Below are 17,698 nucleotides of genomic sequence, written 5' to 3'. Positions count from 1 at the left end.
CCGCCACCGACACCGGATCAGAACCGGATCACAACCGGCGGCCCGCACCGTGGGTCCATGCTGACAGAACCACGTCCGGCGACCCGTGCCGGTGCCCGCGAGTGGATGGGGCTGGCCGTGCTCGCGCTGCCCACGATCCTGCTCGCGCTTGACCTGACCGTCCTGTACATGGCGCTCCCTCAGCTCGGCGCGGAGCTGGGCGCCACCAACACCCAACTGCTGTGGATCACCGACATCTACGGTTTCATGATCGCCGGGGTGCTGATCACCATGGGGACGCTCGGCGACCGGGTCGGCCGCCGGCGGCTCCTGCTGATCGGCGCGACCGCGTTCATCGGGGCCTCGGTACTGGCCGCCTACTCCACCAGTCCCGAGATGCTGATCGTGTCCCGGGCGCTGCTCGGCCTGGCCGGTGCCACGCTGACGCCGTCCACCCTGTCACTGATCACGAACATGTTCGCCGATCCCCGGCAGCGGTCGCTGGCGATCGGCGTGTGGTTGACGTCGTTCTCGGTCGGGGGCGCGATCGGTCCGGCGGTCGGAGGCGCCCTGCTGGAGCGGTTCTGGTGGGGATCGGTGTTCCTGCTGGGCGTGCCCGTCATGGTGCTGCTGCTGGTCTGCGGGCCGGCGCTCCTGCCCGAGTACCGCAATCCCGGCGCCGGCCGGCTCGACCTGGTCAGCGCCGTCCTGTCGCTGGCCGCGATCCTGCCGGTCGTCTACGGGGTCAAGCAGATCGCCAAGGACGGCCCGCAGGCCGGGCCGCTCTTGGCCGTGGCGGCCGGCCTGTGCGTGGGCGTGGTGTTCGTACGACGCCAGCGCACCATCCCCGAGCCCCTGCTCGACCTGCGCCTGTTCGGCAACCGCCGCTTCACGGGCGCGCTGGTGAGCATGCTGCTGGGGATGATCACGCTGTACGCGTTCACGTTCTACTTCACCCAGTACCTGCAACTCGTCGAGGGCCTGTCCCCGTTCGCCGCGGGGTTGTGGTTCATCCCGATGGCGGCCACGACCATCGCCGCCGCCATGGCGGCCCCGCTGATCGCCCGCCGGTACCCGCCGCCCAGGGTGATCGCCGCCGGACTGGTGATCGCGGCGGGTGGTTTCGTCATGCTCGCCGTCATCGACGCGGGCTCCGGGCTGTCGATGATGATCGCCGGCGGCATCGTCATCGCGGTCGGCATCAACCCCTTGCTGGTGCTCAGCACCGATCTGATCGTGGGCTCCGCCCCGCCGGATCGCACCGGATCGGCCGCCGCGTTGCAGGAGACCAGTGGTGAGCTCGGCGCCGCCCTGGGCATCGCCGTCTTCGGCACCCTCGGAACGGCCGTCTACAGCGCCCGGATGGCGGGCATGCCCCTCGACGGCCTGTCGTCCGCGGGGGCCGAGACCGCCCGCGACGGCTTCGCGGGCGCCTTCGCGCTCGCCGCCGAACTGCCCGCGGCCGTCGGCGGCGCGCTCCTCACGGCCGCCCGCGAGGCGTTCGTGACCGGGATGAACGTCGTCGCCGCCATCAGCGCCGTCGTGCTGCTCGCCATCGCGGTCCTCACCGTGGTCGTGCTCCGCGGGGTACGCCCCGTCGGCAGCGAGACCGAGAGCGACGACCCGGCCTGAGCTGCGCCCCAGAATCCGCCTCGCCTGGGCGGCCGGGACCAGGCCCCGCCCCGCCTCGCCTGGCCGGGACCAGGACCCACGCGCCTCGCCTGGCCGGGACCAGGCCCCGCCCCCGCCTCGCCTGGGCGGGACCAGGCCGGGACGGGCCCCGCCCGGGCCCGGCGCGCTCGGCCCCCGTCCAGTCAGCCGGTCATGGTGCCGATCTGGCTGGGCTGCGGCCATTCCGCGTCGATGGAGAAGTTGTCATGCCACTTCTTCGCCTCCGGCCGGAACCGCCGGCTGTCCGACTCCGCCACGATCACGTCGGCGGTCTCCCCCCGGGTGAACGCGATCACGTCGGCCTTGCCGTCGCCGTTGAAGTCGCCCACGCCCGGCACCTGGTCACCACCCGCGAAGCCGCCGTGCCAGCGGCCCTTCGCGCCGAACCGCTCGCCGTCAGAGAGCGCGACGTACACGTCGGCGGCGGTTCCCCGGCTGAACACGGCGACGTCGTCGCGGCCGTCCCCGTTGAAGTCGCCCACCGCGGGCGTCTCGCCGTTACGCGCGAAGTCCTCGTGCCACGTCACGACGTCGGGCCCGAAGGCGGTGCCGGTGGACAGCGCCACGAAGACCTCCCCGCTGTCGTGGGCGAAGGCGGCGATGTCGTCCCTGCCGTCGCCGTTGAAGTCGCCCACCGCCGGCGTCTGCTTCCCCTCGGCGAACTGGATGTGCCAGGTCTCGGCGTCGGCGAACCCCGACCCGGTGGACAGGGCCACGAGCGCGTCGCCCGCCGTGCCGCGGTTGAACGCCACGATGTCGTCCTTGCCGTCGCCGTTGAAGTCGCCGACGAGCGGGATCTCCTCGCCCGAGGCGAAGTGGTCGTGCCAGGCCCAGCCGTGCTGCGCGAACCGCGAGCCGTCCGACAGTGACACGTAGACGTCGCCCGCGGCGCCCTTCGTGAACGTCACCAGGTCCGAGCGGCCGTCACCGTCGAAGTCGCCGGTCGAGGCGATCTCCATGTCGACGGCGAAGAAGTCATGCCACCCTTGGGCGAACGGCTCGAAACGCCCGTTCTCGGAGAGCGCGACGTACACGTCGGCCGCCGTGCCCCGGGTGAAGGTCACCACGTCGTCTTTGCCGTCTCCGTTGACGTCGGTGCGGTTGGGTATGCCGCTGCGCCCTGAGACGGCGGGCCCGAGGCTCGTCGCGTCGCCGGTGGCATCCACCGCCTGCACCCAGTAGTACCAGGTCTCGCCGGGCGGGAGCGGGCGGTGGGTGAACCGGGGCTCCTGAGGGGAGCCGAGGAGCCGCTTCTGTCCCGTGGGCGACGTGGCGCCGAACACGTGGTATTCGCGCGGCTTCGCCGGTCCGCTCGGCGCGCTCCAGGCCAGGTGCACCACGTGGTCCATGCCGCTGGTGACGGACAGGCTCCGGTCCCTGGTGGGAGAGGCCTTCGGCGTCGGGTCCGGGCGCATCACGTTGCGGCCGACGTCCTCCAGAATGCCGACGAAAGGCGCGGCCAGCAGAGCGGCGCCGACCGCGAGGCCGACCCCGACCACGGCCGTACGATGCTCCTTCCACATCCGCCGCGCACGCCCGGTGAGGCGGGCACGGAAGGACGGCCTTTCCTGCGGGATGGCGCACCTCCACTGAGAGGAACACGCGGGGCTCCGGGGTGATTACGTTGCGTGTTCAACCCGCTTATATCGAGGACGCCGCATCCGCGTCAGAAGAACGGCGATACCTCCGGATCTATAGGGGTTTCGCCTGGTCCGCGCGGTGCTGCCGCCCCCGCCCGCACTTCATAAGGGCCGTCCGAATAGCATCGCCCAGGCGCGACGTAATGCCCTACAGCGAAGCGAGGCGGATGCACGTGAATGGTCGCCAGGTGTCCCTGCTCAGCGTGACGCCGGCGGTCTTCCTGCCCGCACTGGTCTTCGAGACGGGCATGGGGGCGCTCACGCCGATGCTCGCGTTGAGCGCCCGCGAGCTCGGCGCCTCGATCGGCGAGGCGGGGCTGGTCCTCGCGTTGCTGGGCGTGGGGCAAATCCTGGGCGACGTGCCCGCCGGGGCCCTGGCGGCCCGGCTCGGTGACCGCAAGGCGATGCTCATCGCCGCCGGGGTGGCCGTCCTGACGCTCCTGGGCTGCGCCATGGCGCGTACGGTCTGGCAGCTGGAGCTCGCCGTCACGGCCACCGGCGCGACGAACGCCGTGTTCGTCCTGGCCAGGCAGTCGTATCTGGCCGAGATCATCCCTACCCGTCTCAGAGCCCGGGCGATGTCCACGCTCGGCGGCATGAGCCGCGTGGGGGCCTTCGCCGGGCCCTTCATCGGGGCCCTGGTCGTGCACGACAACCCCGTGCGGTCCGTCTTCTGGCTCGCCCTGGGATGCACGGTGGTGGCCGGGCTGATCGTCCTGTTCGTGCCCGACGTGGCCGGACCTGCCACCTCCCGGGAGCACCGCTCGCCGGCCGTCTCCGTCCGCTCCCTGGTGGTACGGCACCGCCGGGTGTTCCTCACCCTCGGCGTGGCCGTGTTCCTCGTGGGCGCGGTCAGGGCCACGCGGCAGACCGTACTGCCCCTGTGGGCCGAGCACCTCGGCCTCGACCCCGCCACGACGAGCGTCGTCTTCGGCATCGCGGGCCTCGTGGACACCATGACCTTCTACCCCTCCGGCAAGATCATGGACCGGGCGGGGCGGCTGTGGATCGCCGTGCCGTCGATGCTGATCCTCGGGCTGGCGCAAGGACTGCTGCCCCTGACGAACGGCCTCGTGTCGCTGACCGTGGTGGCGATGTTCATGGGGTTCGGCAACGGCATCGGCGCGGGCATCCTCATGACCCTCGGCGCCGACGTCGCGCCGCCGGAGGTGCGATCGAAGTTCCTCGGGGTGTGGCGGCTCTGCGCCGATTCGGGCAGCGCCGGAGGTCCGCTCGTCGTCTCGGCCGCCGCCACGCTGGGCAGCCTGGCGGCGGGCATCGTCGCGATGGGCGCGATGGGCGTGGTCGCCGCCGGGGCGCTGATCCGCTGGGTGCCGAGGTATTCGGCCTTCGCCACCCGTGGCACCGCGTCGAAGGGAGCCCCGGGGGAGCCGTCGCCGGCCGAGGAGGGATCTCAGTAACGATCGCCAGAGCCGAGCCGGAAAGGCGCTGTCACTCGGGGAGCACGATGGGCCCCACGAGCATCGGGCGGTCGAGCATGTCCGGCGTGAGCGGCACCCCGGTGACCTCGGCCGCCAGCGCGAAACCCCTCGGCACGGCGGTGCGATGGTTTGCGTCCCAGGCGGCATAGTCGTGGCGGGTGACCGCCTCCTCACCGGAGTGCTCGCCGAGGCTGAAGCGGCGCATCACCTCCGCCGGGTCGAGCCCACGGAAGAAGGCCACACTGAAGATCACTCCCAGCGGGCCGCCGACCTGGCTTTCGGAGACGTTGAGCCACTGGAACGGGGCCATGACAGGCCGTACCGACAATCAGGCGGCACACCACTCGTTGGCTCGGGCTCTCAGAGAACCCCGGACGTGCGACGGCTCCGTAGCCGGGCGATCATCGACTCGGTCGGCCTGCCGAGCACCCGCTCCAGGTCTGCACTCTGGAATTCCAGCGCACCCGCCCTGACCTGGGCATTGAGCCAGCTCATGGGGCCAGGTCCGGAGTCGGGCACCTCCCGGTAGGCCACGCCGAGCGCGTCGGCCAGTTCGGGATGGCGCCACAGCGGGCCGGCGAAATCGTATGCCCGGCCCAGGTGCCGGTCATCGATCAGCACATTCGCGGCGGCCTCGGCCAGGTCGGACCGGAACGCGGTGTTCAACCCGCGACCACCGGTGCTGCCGGTCAGCTCGCCGCCGGAGATCTGCGGCACGAATGCCTCGCTGTAGTAGGGGTGGCGCAGCATCGTGTACGGCAGGCCGCTGTCGAGGATGGCCTTCTCGGTGGCGTGGTGCGCCTCGGTGACGCCCGTGGCGGAGGTCGCGGCACCCAGGAAGCTGGTGTAGGCGATCGCGCCGACCCCGACGTCACGGGCAGCGGCGATGGCGGCCACGTGCTGGCCGATCCTTCGCGCCGCGTCGAGCTCCGGCGAGGAGATCAGCAGGAGCCTGGTGGCCCCCTCGAACGCCTCGCGCAGGCTCGCCGGGTCGTCGTAATCACCACGCCGCACCGGCACGCCCACCGGAGCCCGCGCCGGATCGCGCACCACGGCGGTCACCTGGGCGCGGGTGGACAAACGGTCGACGACCAGGCGGCCGAGCGCTCCGGACGCGGCCGAGACTACGATCATGTGACTCCTTCGGGAAGATCGCGCCCCAGTCAACTCATGCCACACCGCCGCCGCCACTCATTTATCCCCCCACGAGGCCCGCCCCGGGGTCTGCCTCACGGGCGAGCACCGCGGCGCAGCCTGCGGCCGCGTCTTTCAGGCGCAGCCGTGCACGATGGCCTGAACCAGGTTGTGTACGACGTCCCTGTCAACGCTCCCTGGTGGCGCGGTGACCAGGGTGAACAGCGCGCCGCCGTAGAGCGAGATCATCACGGGGATCCTCTCGCGCGGGATGGTGAGGCCGAGTTCGTCGTGGTGCCCGGCGGTGACGTGCTGCGCCGTGTCATGTAGACCCGCGAGCGCCGAGGCGAGCGCCGGTCGGCGCGCGGCCTCCAGTTGCAGTTCGAAAATCGCCAGGTAGCGGGTGCGCAGCGTGGTCGCGGCGGTGAGCAGCGAATCCGTCAGCAGGTCGACCAATGGCGCCGGCTGCTCGACGGCCCGGTCGGTGTCGCCGTGATGCAACTCGGCGATGCGCTCGGCGGCGGCCACCAGCAGCGCTTCCCGGCTGCGGAAGTAGTTCGAGGCCGTCCCCGGCGGGACGCCCGCCGCTGTCTCCACCGCGCGGTGGGTCAGTCCGTGCACGCCCGACGACGCCAGCAGCTCGATGGCGGCATCGGTCAGGGCCTGGCGGCGGGCCGGATTTGTGGGCGGCATGCGGCCATGCTACCAATAGCCGTACTAGTACGATCGTAGTGAATGGACGAGGAGGGTCCCATGAGGGTGGTGGTGGTCGGCGCCGGGCTCGGAGGAGTGGCGGCCGCGGTGGGATTGCAGCGGGCGGGCCATGAGGTGACGCTGTTCGAACGGGGCGCCGAGCTCCGGGAGGCGGGCACCGGGATCGTGGTCATGCCCAACGGGCTCCGCGCGCTGGATGCGCTGGGGCTGGCCGAAGACGTTCGCCCGCATGTCATCCACGCGACCCAGGGGGGACTACGGGACTGGCGCGGACGGCCGCTGCTGGTCACCAACCTGGCCGACGCGCAGCGGGAGGTCGGAGCCCCTGCCATCCTCGACCGTGCGGAACTGCACCGGGCGCTGAGCGCCCCGCTGCCCCCTCACCTGGTACGAACCGCGACCCCGGTCGAGCGCCTGGAACCCGGCCCCACCGGCGTGACCGTGATCAGCGACGGCCACCCCGTCGCGACGGCGGACGCCGTGATCGCGGCCGACGGGATCGGCAGCAGGCTGCGCGAACAGCTCTTCCCCCGCCACCCCGGGCTGCGGCGGACCGGCCGGATGGACCTGCGCGGCATGCTTCCCCGTCCTCCCGGCCTGGCGCCGGACCTGCTCGCCGGCCAGTTGGTCGACCGCCGCAGCGGGGCGATGTTCGGGCTGTTCCCCGTCGGCGAGGACCGCCTGTACTGGTTCACCGACTCCGCCCTGCTCGGCACGCCGCCCGGCGCGGAGGAGGCACGCCGGCAGATGCTGTCCCTGATGGCCGACTGGCACCCCCTCGTCACGGCGCTGATCGAGGCCACCCCGCCCACCGACATCCACGTCGACCCGATCGCCAGCCTCGCCGGGCCCCTGCCCTCGTTCGCGGCCGGCAGGATCGCGCTCCTCGGCGACGCCGCGCACGCCATGCCACCCGACCTCGGCCAGGGCGCCAGCCAAGCCTTCGAAGACGCCGCCGCCCTGACCCGCCACCTGACCGGCGCCGAGCCGGCAGACGTCGCCCAGCGGCTCCTGCGCTACGACGCCGAACGCAGGCCCATCGCCAACCGCATGATGCGGGCGGCGTCCCGGCAGTCGCGGCTGACCTCCCAGACCGGCGTCGCGGCGTGGTTACGAGACACGTTGCTGCGCGCCGTACCGTCCCGGCTGGCCACCCGCCAACTCGCCGCACTCTGGCAGGCCTAAGCTCCGTGCCGAAGGCGGTGACATCCGTTCGCAACGCCCAGCGCCCCCGCGAACATCGCCGCCAGATAGTGCCACAACACCGACTCCTCCGCCGCCCCCCTCAGACAGGTACTACCGAGGGAGTGCACCTGACAGGCGTTGTCCATGCCATTCCTCTGTCCGCCAAGGCCACCCCCACCGGCCGCCGCCGTGGACGAGCTCCGCAGGCAGAGGCTCGGCACGCTGGCGGGCGCGGCGGCTGGCGAGCCGGGAAGACCTCCCGGTCGCCGAGTAGTCCGCCTCGGCCCGGTGCCTCCCTGCCCGCGGCGACGATCATCGGTCTCACCGCGAGCGGACCGCCGTCCGACCACGCCCGTTGAAGATCCGGCCCTGCCGACGTCAGTACCCCAGCCGCGGGCACCCACTGTGCGCCCGAGATTCCCACCGAGCCCTCGGCGTCCATCCTCAAGCGCCCCGTCACCGGCAACGGCCGCCCGGTCCACGCCTGCTGACTTCCCCGCAGGCTCGGGCCGCACACTGGCCCGGACCTGCGCCTTCTCGCGTTCTCCGCCCAGGCCACCCTCTCGTGCCGGACTAATGGGCCTCGGGGACCTGGGTGGTCTCGCGGACGCAGGAGTCGATGACGGCTCGCAGGAGACCGGGGAAGCGGGCGTCGAGGTCGTCCGGGCGCAGGGTGTTCATCTTGGTGGTGCCCTGGTAGTGCTGGCTGATGACGCAGGCCTCGCGCAGCACGTTGAAGTGGTGGGTGGCGGTCGAGCGGGAGACGGGCAGGTCGAAGGTGCCGCAGCTGAGGCCGTGACCCGCGAGGGCGAGCTGAGCGATCACCGAGCGTCGGACGGGGTCGGCGACCGCTTCGAGGAGTTGCTGGAGGGTGACCTCGGCGACCGAGGGGTTGTCCACGGTGCGCGGGGTGGTCTTCGGGCGGGCCACGTGGTCCTCTCCTCCGCTCGTTCGGTGCCGGCACGCCATATTACGACGGACGTCGAAGGAACGGGGCACGCCAGGCAGACAGGCGGCTCAGTGCCGGACGGTGACGACGATCTTGCCGACCTGGGTGTTGGACTCCATGTGCCGGTGGGCGGCGGCGATGTCCTCCAGATCGAAGATCCGGTCGATGACCGGGTCGAGCACCCCGAGGGCGAGCCCGGAGTTGACGAACGCGACGGCTCGGCTGAGGCGCTGCGGGTCGGTGGTGACCTCCAACAGCGTGTAGGTGCTGGTGGACAGCGCCGGGTAGCTCCGCGCGTTGGGCAGCGGGGTCGGGCGCGGGTCGAGCGAGCCGTAGACCACCAGGCGGCCGCCGGGCACCACGCTCAGGGCGATCTCCTCGACCCCCGGCCCGGCGATCGGGTCGAACGCGAGCCGGACCCCGGCCCCGCCGGTGAACTCCTTGACCGCGAGGGTGAGGTCCTCGTCGTCGGTGACGACGACGTGCGCGGCCCCGGCGTCCAGGAGCCTTTGCTTCTTGGCCGCGCCGCGGGTCGTGGCGATCGGGGTCGCGCCGATGCGGTTGGCGATCTGGATCGCGGCGATGCCGACGCTGGACGACGCGGCGGTGATCAGGACGTTGTCACCCGGCCGTACGAAGCCGTCCTCCGCGAGCGCGCCGTACGCGGTGATGTAGGCCATCCACACGGCGGCGGCCCGCTCCGCCGGGATCGACGCGGGCCGGTGCACGGTCGCGGCGGCGGGGACGAGTGCGTGGTCGCCGTAGGTGCCGTACCGCGCCTGGGAGAAGGCCGGGACGACGCCGACGGTGTCGCCGACCGCGAACCCGGTCACCTCCGGGCCGATGGCCTCCACCACCCCGGCGGCCTCGCTGCCCAGACGGGCGCCGGGGAATGTCGGCTTGTAGAAGTAGGTGTCCGTCCGGAACATGATCTCGGCCCGGTTGAGGCCGATCGCGTCGACACGGATCCGCAGCTCGCCGGGGCCGGGGTCGCGGACTTCGACCTCGCGCACCTGGAGCACCTCGGGGCCACCGAACTCGTCGAACTGCACTGCCTTGGGCATGTCTCCGCAACTCCCTCTCCGGATGTGACCGTTGCTCGCCCGCCTAGACAATACCAAATGACGATGGCCGTCAAACTAAGACACAAGTCGAAATATGCTGACCCGTCCGGCGATCCATGACACGACGTCGGACCTGCGGGTGCTCCGCCGGCCGCACCTGGCCGAAGGGCGGCTCGACCGCGCGGTGAACACGAGGCCGCCCGGGCCGGCGTGGGTCACACCGGCTTCCTCGGACCCGCGGCGCCGGCATGGGGAGCCAGGTGGGACGCGAGGCGGCGGGTGACGAGCTTGCGCCAGCCGCCCCGGTGCATGAACGCCAGCAACGCGCCGCTCGGTCCCTCGAATCCCTGGTGGTCCAGGCGGAGCCGGGTGCCGGCGGCGTCCGGGAGTGCCGTCAGCGTCCACCGGACGGTGGTGGCGCTCCGCATCCGGCTGGCCTTCCAGCTGTAGGCCAGCCGGTACGGCTCCTCGGCTTCGAGCACCTTGGCCTCGATCACCCCGTCCCAGCCCGGCATCGGCTTGGCACGCAGCTGGAACCTCTGGCCGACCACCGGGGCGAACCCGTGCACGGGCATCAGCCATTCCGACAGGGCGGCCGGATCAGTGAGCGCCCGCCACACGTCGGCCGGCGGGTGGGGGAGATCGGTCTCCAGAGTCAGGTCACGTCTCATCGTCAGGCTCCTGGGTGGGGGGTGGGCCGGCGGTGTCGCTGCTCGCCTGCCGGTCGAGGTAGGAACGCAGTCCTTGCATCCGTTCCGACCAGAAACCGCTGAACAGGGCCGCCCAGTCGTACAGGTCGTGCAAGGGTTCCGGCCGCAGGCTGTAGAGCCGCCGGCGCCCCGAGCGCCGCTCGCTCACCAGACCGGCGGCGCGCAGGACGGCCAGATGGCGGGAGAGCATGGGCAGCCCGACGCCGAGCCGGTCGGCGAGTTCGGTGACCGGCACGTCGTGGGCGCCCATCAACGTCTCCAGGACCGCTCGCCGGGTGGGATCGGCCACCGCACGGAAGACGTCTTCGGTCACACTCGGCCGGGGCATGGTCCATATTTACGTTAAATGTGAAATGACGGCAAGCCCTCAGCGGTGATCACGAAGAAAGGCGGGGATGTCGGCGCGGGTCGGGTAGTTCCGCAGGGGCGCCGGCCTGCCTCGCAGGAACGCGGTGATGACGGCGGCGGCTCGTTCGTCGTTGTCGTCGAGACCGTTCCACATGCGGTGTCCGACACCGGGCATGTACTGGGTGCGCTGGACGGCGGGGTCGCCGACGAGGATGACGGTCGCCCACTGGCGGACCTGCGACGAGCACTCGGCGATCATGAGCATTGCGGGGGTGCGGGAGCGCCCCAGCCGCGGGGCGATGGAGGGGGAGTCCTTGATCGTCTGCTGGACCTGGAGGCTGGCGGCGGCGCTGAAGGAGAAGTTCTCCGCCGTGTCCTCGACGGGGATGCGGTGCGCGTCCCGTGCGCAGTAGGCGGACGCGGTGTCGCTGCCGAGGTCGGCGGCTCTGAAGGCGTTGACCCCTTCCGCCTGCCCGATCAGGCCGGTGCCGGGCGGGAGGAGCCCGAGTCGCATGAGGCCGAGCGCGACGGCGTACCGGGGGATGCTGGTCGACCGTGGTCCGGTCATGGCCGGCGCGAGGTCGCGCGCGGACGGCCGCCCCTGGTGCCCGCTGATCCGCGCGGTGGGGCCGTCCATCGGGCCGGGCTCGGCGATGATCGCCCGGTGTACGCGGGCGGCGACGTCCGGGGTGGCCAGGGCCCGGGTGAGCACGACGGCGCCCGCGGAGAATCCGAGGACGTCGGCCGGGCCCCGGCCCAGGCGGTCGAGGAAGGCGGCGAGGTCGCGTACGGACCTGGAGATCGTGTACTGGTCCATGGGCAGCAGGTCGCTTCGCCCGCCGCCGGCCTGTTCGTAGGCGTAGACGTCGTGCCCCCGCCGTGCCAGGAGCCGGAGGAATCGGTGGTCGAGCACGGAGATGCCGCGAACGGGTCCGCCGTGCAGGTAGACCAGCGGCGTCGGTTGCCGGACGACGCCGGGAGCGGGCGGGTAGTGGTAGACCGCGACCCGGCTTCCGGTGGCCAGGCTCCAGCGTTGCGTCGCCACGAACGGCAGGTCCGGCGGGTATCGCCGCTCCATGGGCACGCTGGGAACGCAGACCGACCCCGTCAGCGCCGCGGCCACGAGCACCGGTAACAACGCCCTCGACCGGCCCGGCCACCTGCGGCGGCGGCCCCGCCACAGTGCGGCGGCGATTCCGGCCCCGACGGCGGTCGCCCACGCGGCCAGCCCCGACAGCGCGCCGTCCGTCAGGACGACCAGTACGAGAAACAGGCCGGCCAACCCCACGACGGCGGCCGTGGCCAAGGCCAGGCGACCGGTGAAGCGGACAAGGTTCGGCATGGCAGCCCCCACATTCAGTTTCATAACGTTGTTTCAAAACAACGTTAGCAGGGACGGTGCTCATCGGCGGCGCGACCTTATTTGTGTGTCGTTGTACGCATTGACCCCCAGTGCGCCTTTCTCCACAGAAAAGGACAAAACGCCCATCTAGCTTGAAAGCACACCGAAGGACGGTGCACAACACCAGGGGGAAACCACATGAACACCATCACCCGACACCTCGCCACCGCGGCCGCCGCCCTCGCCATCGCCGGCGGCATCCTCACCACCACCGCGGGCGCCGCCTCCGCCACCACCACCACGACCACGGCAGCGGCCACCACCACCGTCACGACCGCCACCATCGCCCAGCACCGCGACGAACGCTTCCGCTACGACGGACACCGCTACTACCGCTGGGACGGCCACCGCTGGAGGATCGTCTCCTTCGAATACGCCCGCCGCCACGGCTTCGACCACAACCGCCACGACCGCCGCGACCACGACCGGCGCGACCACGACCGCAACGACCACCGCAACCGGCACTGACCCACCTACCACCAACGCGGCCCGAGAACACGACACAACCACCGGTCCGGCGACAACCACGGAAGGCCCGGAGGCTCGAAGCCTCCGGGCCTTCCCGGGGTTACGGACGGGCGTTCAGCACGTGTGCCAGGGCTCTCCGCAGGGGATGGGGGCCGCGGTGGCGGTCATCGCGCTGGTGAGGGCCAGTCCGCCGGTGGTGGCGATCATGGAGATGAGGACGATCCCGATGGCCTTGACGCTGAGTCGCTTGCTCATGTTCTGCCTGCCCCTGTGATCCGTCCGGCAGCCCCGCTGGCTCCCGATCAGGTGAACTGCCGTCACGGTCACAACCGGGGCCATCTCCTCCTTATCCGATCCCTTCCACCCCGATATCAGGCCAGGCCACTGCCACTTCACCGGCTCACGCTCACCCCCCAGGAGAGAGAAACCCGAGATCACGGCCCGGCGGCCGACCGAACGAGGCGGGTATAGCGCGGCGAAGGCGATCCGATTGCGAGGACCGGAACATTCATCGCCGGGACATTCAGCGGGACAGGAACGGCAGGCGGAATGGGTGGCTTGCAACTGATCCAGGGGAGTGGTCACTCTCGTACCATGATGGGCGTGCAGGGACTTTTCCGCTCCTTGTGGACCGAGCCCCGTCCTCCCCATCCCCCGCGGCGGGTGTGGCGGGACTGGGTGCTGGTGGGGCTGCTCGTTCCCGCCATCGTCCTGGAGGGGGTCCTGCGGACCGACCTCCAGTGGCGGCCGATGTCGGTGATCTTCGGCCTGGTCATGCTCCCGACGCTGTTATGGCGCCGTACGAGCCCGCTGCTCACCCTCTCGATCCCCGTCGTCGTCACCGGCCTGATCCAGCTCCTGACCGGGGCCGACCCGGCCGAGATGGCCTCGATGGCCTACATGCTGCTCCTGCTCTACTCGCTGTCCCGCTGGGGGTCCGGGCGCGAGGCCGTCACGGGGCTGATGCTGATCAGTGCCGCGGTGCTCACCGCCGCCGGGTCCGGGCGCCTCGCGGCGGGGGACGTCGTCGGGGCGTTCACGGTCGTGTTCGCGGCCGTCGCACTGGGCGGTACCTTCCGCTACCGGGCGCGGGCTCGGATGCGGGAGCTCGACCAGGTCAAGCTGCTCGAACGCGAGCAACTGGCCCGTGACCTGCACGACACCGTGGCCCACCACGTGTCGGCGATGGCGATCAGGGCGCAGGCGGGCATCGCCACGGCGGCGGCGAACCCGGACAACGCCGCCGCCGTCGCCGTTGACGCGCTGCGGGTGATCGAGGCCGAGGCGTCCCGCACGCTCGCCGAGATGCGGGCGATGGTACGGGTGCTGCGCCGGCACGACCCCTCGGCACCACCCGAGCTGGCGCCGAACCCGCACCTCTCCGACCTCGAACAACTCGCCGGCCGCTCGCGGGTCGGGCCGTCCGTGGAGGTGGCGATCGAGGGCGATCTGGACAGTGTCGCGCCGTCCATCGGGGCGGCGATCTACCGGATCGCCCAGGAGTCGGTCACCAACGCCCGGCGGCATGCCCGGCACGCCACCCGCATCGAGGTCAGCGTGGCGGCCGACGACACGTCGGTGCGGCTGCGGGTGAGCGACGACGGTGACAGCACCGCGGGCCGTCCCGTCGTCGCCTCCGGGTACGGGCTGCTCGGCATGATCGAACGGGCCGGCCTGCTCGGCGGCACCTGCGAGGCCGGTCCCAACCCCGGTCGCGGCTGGACCGTGACCGCCGTACTGCCCCGGACGGGAGCCCTCACGTGACCACGACCGGCACCGGCGCCATCAGGGTGATCGTCGCCGACGACCAGGAGATCGCGCGCACCGGGCTGAGGATGATCCTCGACGCGCAGCCCGGTATCGAGGTCGTGGCCGAGGCCGGCGACGGGCTGCGGGCCGTCGAGCTGGCCCGGCGTCTGCGGCCCGACGTGTGCCTGTTCGACATCCGCATGCCCCGCTGCGACGGCATCGAGGCCACCGCCCGCCTGGCCGGGCCCGACGTGGCCGATCCGCTGGCCGTCGTCGTCATCACGACGTTCGACCTGGACGAGTACGTCTACTCCGCCCTCAGAGCCGGCGCCCGCGGCTTCCTGCTCAAGGACGCCGGCCCCGACCTGCTCTCCCAGGCCGTACGCGCCGCCGCCAACGGGGACGCGCTCATCGCCCCGAGCATCACGGCCCGGCTGCTGGGGGCGTTCGCGGGCACGGGTCCCGCGCCGCCCCGGGTGCAGCCGATCGAGCCGCTCACCGAGCGCGAGGAGCAGATCCTGCTGACCGTGGCCCGGGGGCGTACCAACAACGAGATCGCCGACGAGCTGCACATCTCCCTGAGTACGGTCAAGAGCCATGTCGCGAGCCTGATGACCAAGCTGGGCGTCCGCAACCGGGTCGAGATCGCCATGTGGGCCTACGAGACCAACCGGGTGCCGCGCTGACCCCGGCGGATGACCCACTCGGCCACGGCCAGGTTGATCATCCAGGCCGCGCCCAGGAGCAGCGCCCGGGTGAACGCGTCGGGCGGACCGTGGACGGCGAACCAGGCGCCCAGGGTCACCGCCTGCGTGCCGGCGCCGAGCCCGATCGCGTACGCGCGGATCATCCAGGCACGGTGGCGGCGGAGGTCGCGGCGGCGTACGGCGGCCAGGCCGAGCACGAGTGAGCCGAACATGGCCGACCCGAACACCAGCCGGAACACCGCCACCAGCCCCGCGTCCTGCGGCGGGAGCGCGGAGAAGAGCGTCAGCCACAACCCCGACAGCGCCCCCGCGAGACCGCACCCGACCAGCACCCGCCCGGCCCCGCGATGCCACCCCGGCCTGCGCCGCCTGAACCGGGGCGAGAACTGGAACGCCCCCACGAGGCCGTAGACGGTGACGGCCACGATGTGCACCACGAGCGGGACGGAGGAGGCGTCGGCCGCCGGACCTCCCAGGCCCGCGAGCTCGGCCAGCCGGACGGCGCCGGCGAGCACGGGGACGAGGACGAGGAGGATGAGCCCGGTGGGGACGAGCCATCCGGCCCGAGGCCCCCGCCCGGTCGCGGTCCCGTAGCTGTCATTGCGCATGTCCCGATGGTGGCCGCCGGGACGGTCGCGGCTCATCGCCCCAACGGTCCGATCCTGATGAGCCGATCGGCCGGTCACGCGGTCGTACTTTCGGCCGTTACGCCCTCCGCGGGCCGGCCGCACACTCGTGGCTGTCAACGGACCCAGCACACGAGGAGATCACGATGAAGGCGTTCGTCCTGCGCTCGTACGGCTCGCCCGACGCCCTCCAGCTCACCGACGTGGCCAAGCCGGCCCCCGGCCCGGGCGAGGTCCTGATACGGGTACGCGCCACCTCCGTCCAGCCCTGGGACTGGCATTTCATGCGTGGCGAGCCCTACATCGCCCGCCTCATGCCCGGCGGCCCCGGGCTGCGCAAACCGAAGATCACCATCCTCGGCGCGGACGTGGCCGGGCAGGTGGAGGCGGTCGGGGCGGGGGTGACGGAGTTCGAGCCGGGCGACGAGGTGTTCACGATGTCGCGGCAAGGAGGCGGTTTCGCCGAGTACGTCTGCGTCCCGGCGCGCGAGGTGGCGCCGAAGCCGGAGACGCTGTCGTTCGAGGAGGCGGCCGCGGTGCCGCTGGCGGCCGGCACGGCGCTGCTCGCGATACGCGACGCGGGCCGGGTCGGGCCGGGACGGCGGGTCCTGGTCAACGGGGCCTCGGGCGGGGTGGGGACGTTCGCGGTGCAGCTCGCCAAGGCGTACGGGGCGCACGTCACCGGGGTGTGCAGCGGCAGGAACGCGGATCTGGTGCGGTCGCTGGGCGCGGACGAGGTCATCGACTACACGAAGGAGGATTTCACCCGCAACGGAGAGCTGTACGACGCGCTCCTCTACGTCGCGGGGAACCGTTCGTTCTCGGAGTGCCGCAGGGTGCTGACCCCCAAGGGGGTGTACGTGCTGGTCGGAGCGGCGGCCGGCCGGTGGTTCCAACCGGCGGGGCGGATGTTCGCGACGCTGGCGGCGTCGGCGTTCGTCTCCCAGAAGGCGGTGCAGGCGGACGTGATCGGGTACAAGGAGAACCGGCGGAACCTGATCGAGCTGACCGGCCTCATCGCGGACGGCAAGGTGCGGCCGGTGATCGACCGCGTCTACCCGTTCGAGCAGTTGCAGGCGGCGGTCCGGTACCAGGAGGAGGGACACGCGCCGGGGAAGGTCATCGTCACGGTGTGAGGATGCGCGGGGCGTGGGAGGGGCGCCGAGGTCGGGAACCTCGGCGCCCCTTCAGGTCTGTCTCACCAGTTGCGCAGGGTGAACGTCACGATGGTCCGGTCGTCGGGCTGGTCCTCCGCGTCGTTCTGCACCCGGACCTGCTTGGTGATGCTCTGGCCCGGCCAGATGATGAACGGGCGGATGGTCGCCCAGCCGTCCCGGTCGGTGGTGTTCGCGGTGGCGCCCTCGAAGAACGGGATCGAGATGTTGTCCACGGTGACGGTGCCCGCGCTTCCGCGCGTGAGCCGGTAGTGGATCTCGGTGCGGATCTCCCCGCCGCACTTCCCGAAGTACCAGTAGTTCACGGACGGCCCGCCGACCCGCCCCTTGTTGGAGATCGGGACGTTGTGGCGGCAGCGCTCGTTCGCGCCGAACGTCTCGTAGTCCATCATGTCGAACACGACGGTGCCGGTCACGCGCCAGTCCTGCTGCGAAGCCGCCTGGGCGGCCGTCGCCGGCGCGGTGACCGCCATGATCATCGCGGCGGGGACGGCGAGCGCCCGCCAGTTCCTGGAACAGTCCTTTATGGCCTTGCGGATGGTGTTCATGAACAGATCCCTTTCGTATCCCCGTGGTCGTGCCGCGAGTGCTGGTCTCCACCCACGTTCGGCGTACGGGCGGGTGTCCGGCGATGCGGCCGGACGCTTCCGCCTGGGGGACGGTGTATCGGCTGGTGGGGGTCCGTCCTCTGGAGATGGAAAGGGGGTGTCCGGCGGTGCCGGACACCCGGGGACA

General features: G+C 71.6%; 19 protein-coding genes. 7 read left to right on the top strand and 12 right to left on the bottom strand.

Going from position 1 to position 17,698, the window contains the following annotated elements; all coding sequences use genetic code 11:
• Positions 1–57 precede the first annotated feature (57 nt).
• Positions 58–1,611: an MFS transporter gene (locus BLS95_RS50760; protein WP_090946832.1), complete on the top strand. Its 1,554-nt coding sequence runs from the start codon at positions 58–60 to the stop codon at positions 1,609–1,611.
• Positions 1,612–1,793: 182 nt separating this feature from the next.
• Here the strand turns inward: BLS95_RS50760 and BLS95_RS50755 are convergent, their stop codons facing one another.
• Positions 1,794–3,173, bottom strand: a complete 1,380-nt coding sequence (locus BLS95_RS50755) for an FG-GAP repeat domain-containing protein (protein WP_090946831.1) — start codon at positions 3,171–3,173, stop codon at positions 1,794–1,796.
• A gap of 305 nt (positions 3,174–3,478) precedes the next feature.
• Here BLS95_RS50755 and BLS95_RS50750 point away from each other — a divergent pair, with 305 nt between their 5' ends.
• Positions 3,479–4,711 (top strand): MFS transporter, encoded by a 1,233-nt coding sequence (locus BLS95_RS50750; RefSeq protein WP_218136414.1) that lies wholly within the window; start codon positions 3,479–3,481, stop codon positions 4,709–4,711.
• Positions 4,712–4,742: 31 nt separating this feature from the next.
• On the opposite strand, the gene BLS95_RS50745 is transcribed toward BLS95_RS50750, so the two are convergent.
• The 3 genes from BLS95_RS50745 to BLS95_RS50735 all read right to left on the bottom strand — a co-directional run bounded on the left by BLS95_RS50745 (position 4,743) and on the right by BLS95_RS50735 (position 6,559).
• Positions 4,743–5,042, bottom strand: a complete 300-nt coding sequence (locus tag BLS95_RS50745) for a hypothetical protein (protein WP_090946829.1) — start codon at positions 5,040–5,042, stop codon at positions 4,743–4,745.
• Positions 5,043–5,092: 50 nt separating this feature from the next.
• Entirely contained in the window at positions 5,093–5,866 is a 774-nt protein-coding gene (locus tag BLS95_RS50740) for an NAD(P)H-binding protein (RefSeq protein WP_090946828.1), read from the bottom strand.
• 135 nt (positions 5,867–6,001) lie between these two features.
• A complete protein-coding gene (locus BLS95_RS50735) occupies positions 6,002–6,559 on the bottom strand; it encodes a TetR/AcrR family transcriptional regulator (RefSeq protein WP_090946827.1) in 558 nt (185 codons plus the stop codon).
• A 60-nt stretch (positions 6,560–6,619) separates the two neighbouring features.
• Between BLS95_RS50735 and BLS95_RS50730 the strand changes: the two genes are divergently transcribed.
• Positions 6,620–7,765: an FAD-dependent oxidoreductase gene (locus BLS95_RS50730; RefSeq protein ID WP_176993853.1), complete on the top strand. Its 1,146-nt coding sequence runs from the start codon at positions 6,620–6,622 to the stop codon at positions 7,763–7,765.
• Positions 7,766–8,338: 573 nt separating this feature from the next.
• On the opposite strand, the gene BLS95_RS50725 is transcribed toward BLS95_RS50730, so the two are convergent.
• The 5 genes from BLS95_RS50725 to BLS95_RS50705 all read right to left on the bottom strand — a co-directional run bounded on the left by BLS95_RS50725 (position 8,339) and on the right by BLS95_RS50705 (position 12,178).
• Positions 8,339–8,695: an ArsR/SmtB family transcription factor gene (locus BLS95_RS50725; RefSeq protein ID WP_090946825.1), complete on the bottom strand. Its 357-nt coding sequence runs from the start codon at positions 8,693–8,695 to the stop codon at positions 8,339–8,341.
• 87 nt (positions 8,696–8,782) lie between these two features.
• Positions 8,783–9,778 carry a zinc-dependent alcohol dehydrogenase family protein gene (locus tag BLS95_RS50720; RefSeq protein ID WP_090946824.1) on the bottom strand — a complete coding sequence of 332 codons (996 nt, stop codon included), beginning with the start codon at positions 9,776–9,778 and terminating at the stop codon, positions 8,783–8,785.
• 215 nt (positions 9,779–9,993) lie between these two features.
• Positions 9,994–10,449: an SRPBCC family protein gene (locus BLS95_RS50715; RefSeq protein ID WP_090946823.1), complete on the bottom strand. Its 456-nt coding sequence runs from the start codon at positions 10,447–10,449 to the stop codon at positions 9,994–9,996.
• On the bottom strand, positions 10,439–10,816 hold the full coding sequence (locus tag BLS95_RS50710; RefSeq protein WP_090946822.1) for an ArsR/SmtB family transcription factor: 378 nt from the start codon (positions 10,814–10,816) through the stop codon (positions 10,439–10,441). Before BLS95_RS50710 ends, BLS95_RS50715 begins: the two co-directional genes overlap by 11 nt.
• Before the next feature lie 39 nt (positions 10,817–10,855).
• A complete protein-coding gene (locus tag BLS95_RS50705) occupies positions 10,856–12,178 on the bottom strand; it encodes an alpha/beta fold hydrolase (RefSeq protein ID WP_090946821.1) in 1,323 nt (440 codons plus the stop codon).
• Positions 12,179–12,376: 198 nt separating this feature from the next.
• Between BLS95_RS50705 and BLS95_RS56510 the strand changes: the two genes are divergently transcribed.
• Positions 12,377–12,706 (top strand): hypothetical protein, encoded by a 330-nt coding sequence (locus BLS95_RS56510; RefSeq protein WP_176993852.1) that lies wholly within the window; start codon positions 12,377–12,379, stop codon positions 12,704–12,706.
• 114 nt (positions 12,707–12,820) lie between these two features.
• Here BLS95_RS56510 and BLS95_RS56505 read toward each other — a convergent pair whose 3' ends face one another.
• Positions 12,821–12,961, bottom strand: coding sequence for a hypothetical protein (locus BLS95_RS56505; RefSeq protein ID WP_176993632.1), 141 nt, complete (start codon positions 12,959–12,961; stop codon positions 12,821–12,823).
• A gap of 348 nt (positions 12,962–13,309) precedes the next feature.
• On the opposite strand from BLS95_RS56505, the gene BLS95_RS50690 reads away from it, so the two are divergent.
• A complete protein-coding gene (locus BLS95_RS50690; protein ID WP_425434804.1) occupies positions 13,310–14,470 on the top strand; it encodes a sensor histidine kinase in 1,161 nt (386 codons plus the stop codon).
• On the top strand, positions 14,467–15,141 hold the full coding sequence (locus tag BLS95_RS50685; protein WP_281250141.1) for a response regulator: 675 nt from the start codon (positions 14,467–14,469) through the stop codon (positions 15,139–15,141). The genes BLS95_RS50690 and BLS95_RS50685 overlap by 4 nt, the downstream gene beginning before the upstream one ends.
• Here BLS95_RS50685 and BLS95_RS50680 read toward each other — a convergent pair.
• Positions 15,114–15,770, bottom strand: a complete 657-nt coding sequence (locus BLS95_RS50680; RefSeq protein WP_245765772.1) for a DUF2306 domain-containing protein — start codon at positions 15,768–15,770, stop codon at positions 15,114–15,116. The two genes, BLS95_RS50685 and BLS95_RS50680, sit on opposite strands and share 28 nt — an antisense overlap.
• A 164-nt stretch (positions 15,771–15,934) precedes the next feature.
• Between BLS95_RS50680 and BLS95_RS50675 the strand changes: the two genes are divergently transcribed.
• Positions 15,935–16,924: an NAD(P)-dependent alcohol dehydrogenase gene (locus BLS95_RS50675; protein ID WP_090946815.1), complete on the top strand. Its 990-nt coding sequence runs from the start codon at positions 15,935–15,937 to the stop codon at positions 16,922–16,924.
• Positions 16,925–16,986: 62 nt separating this feature from the next.
• Here the strand turns inward: BLS95_RS50675 and BLS95_RS50670 are convergent, their stop codons facing one another.
• Positions 16,987–17,511, bottom strand: coding sequence for a hypothetical protein (locus tag BLS95_RS50670; protein ID WP_090946814.1), 525 nt, complete (start codon positions 17,509–17,511; stop codon positions 16,987–16,989).
• Positions 17,512–17,698: the final 187 nt, after the last annotated feature.

The sequence above is a fragment of the Nonomuraea jiangxiensis genome (assembly GCF_900099965.1).
GTDB lineage: Bacteria > Actinomycetota > Actinomycetes > Streptosporangiales > Streptosporangiaceae > Nonomuraea > Nonomuraea jiangxiensis.
Note: the sequence above shows the minus strand (reverse complement) of the source record. Positions and strands in the feature narration are given on the sequence as shown.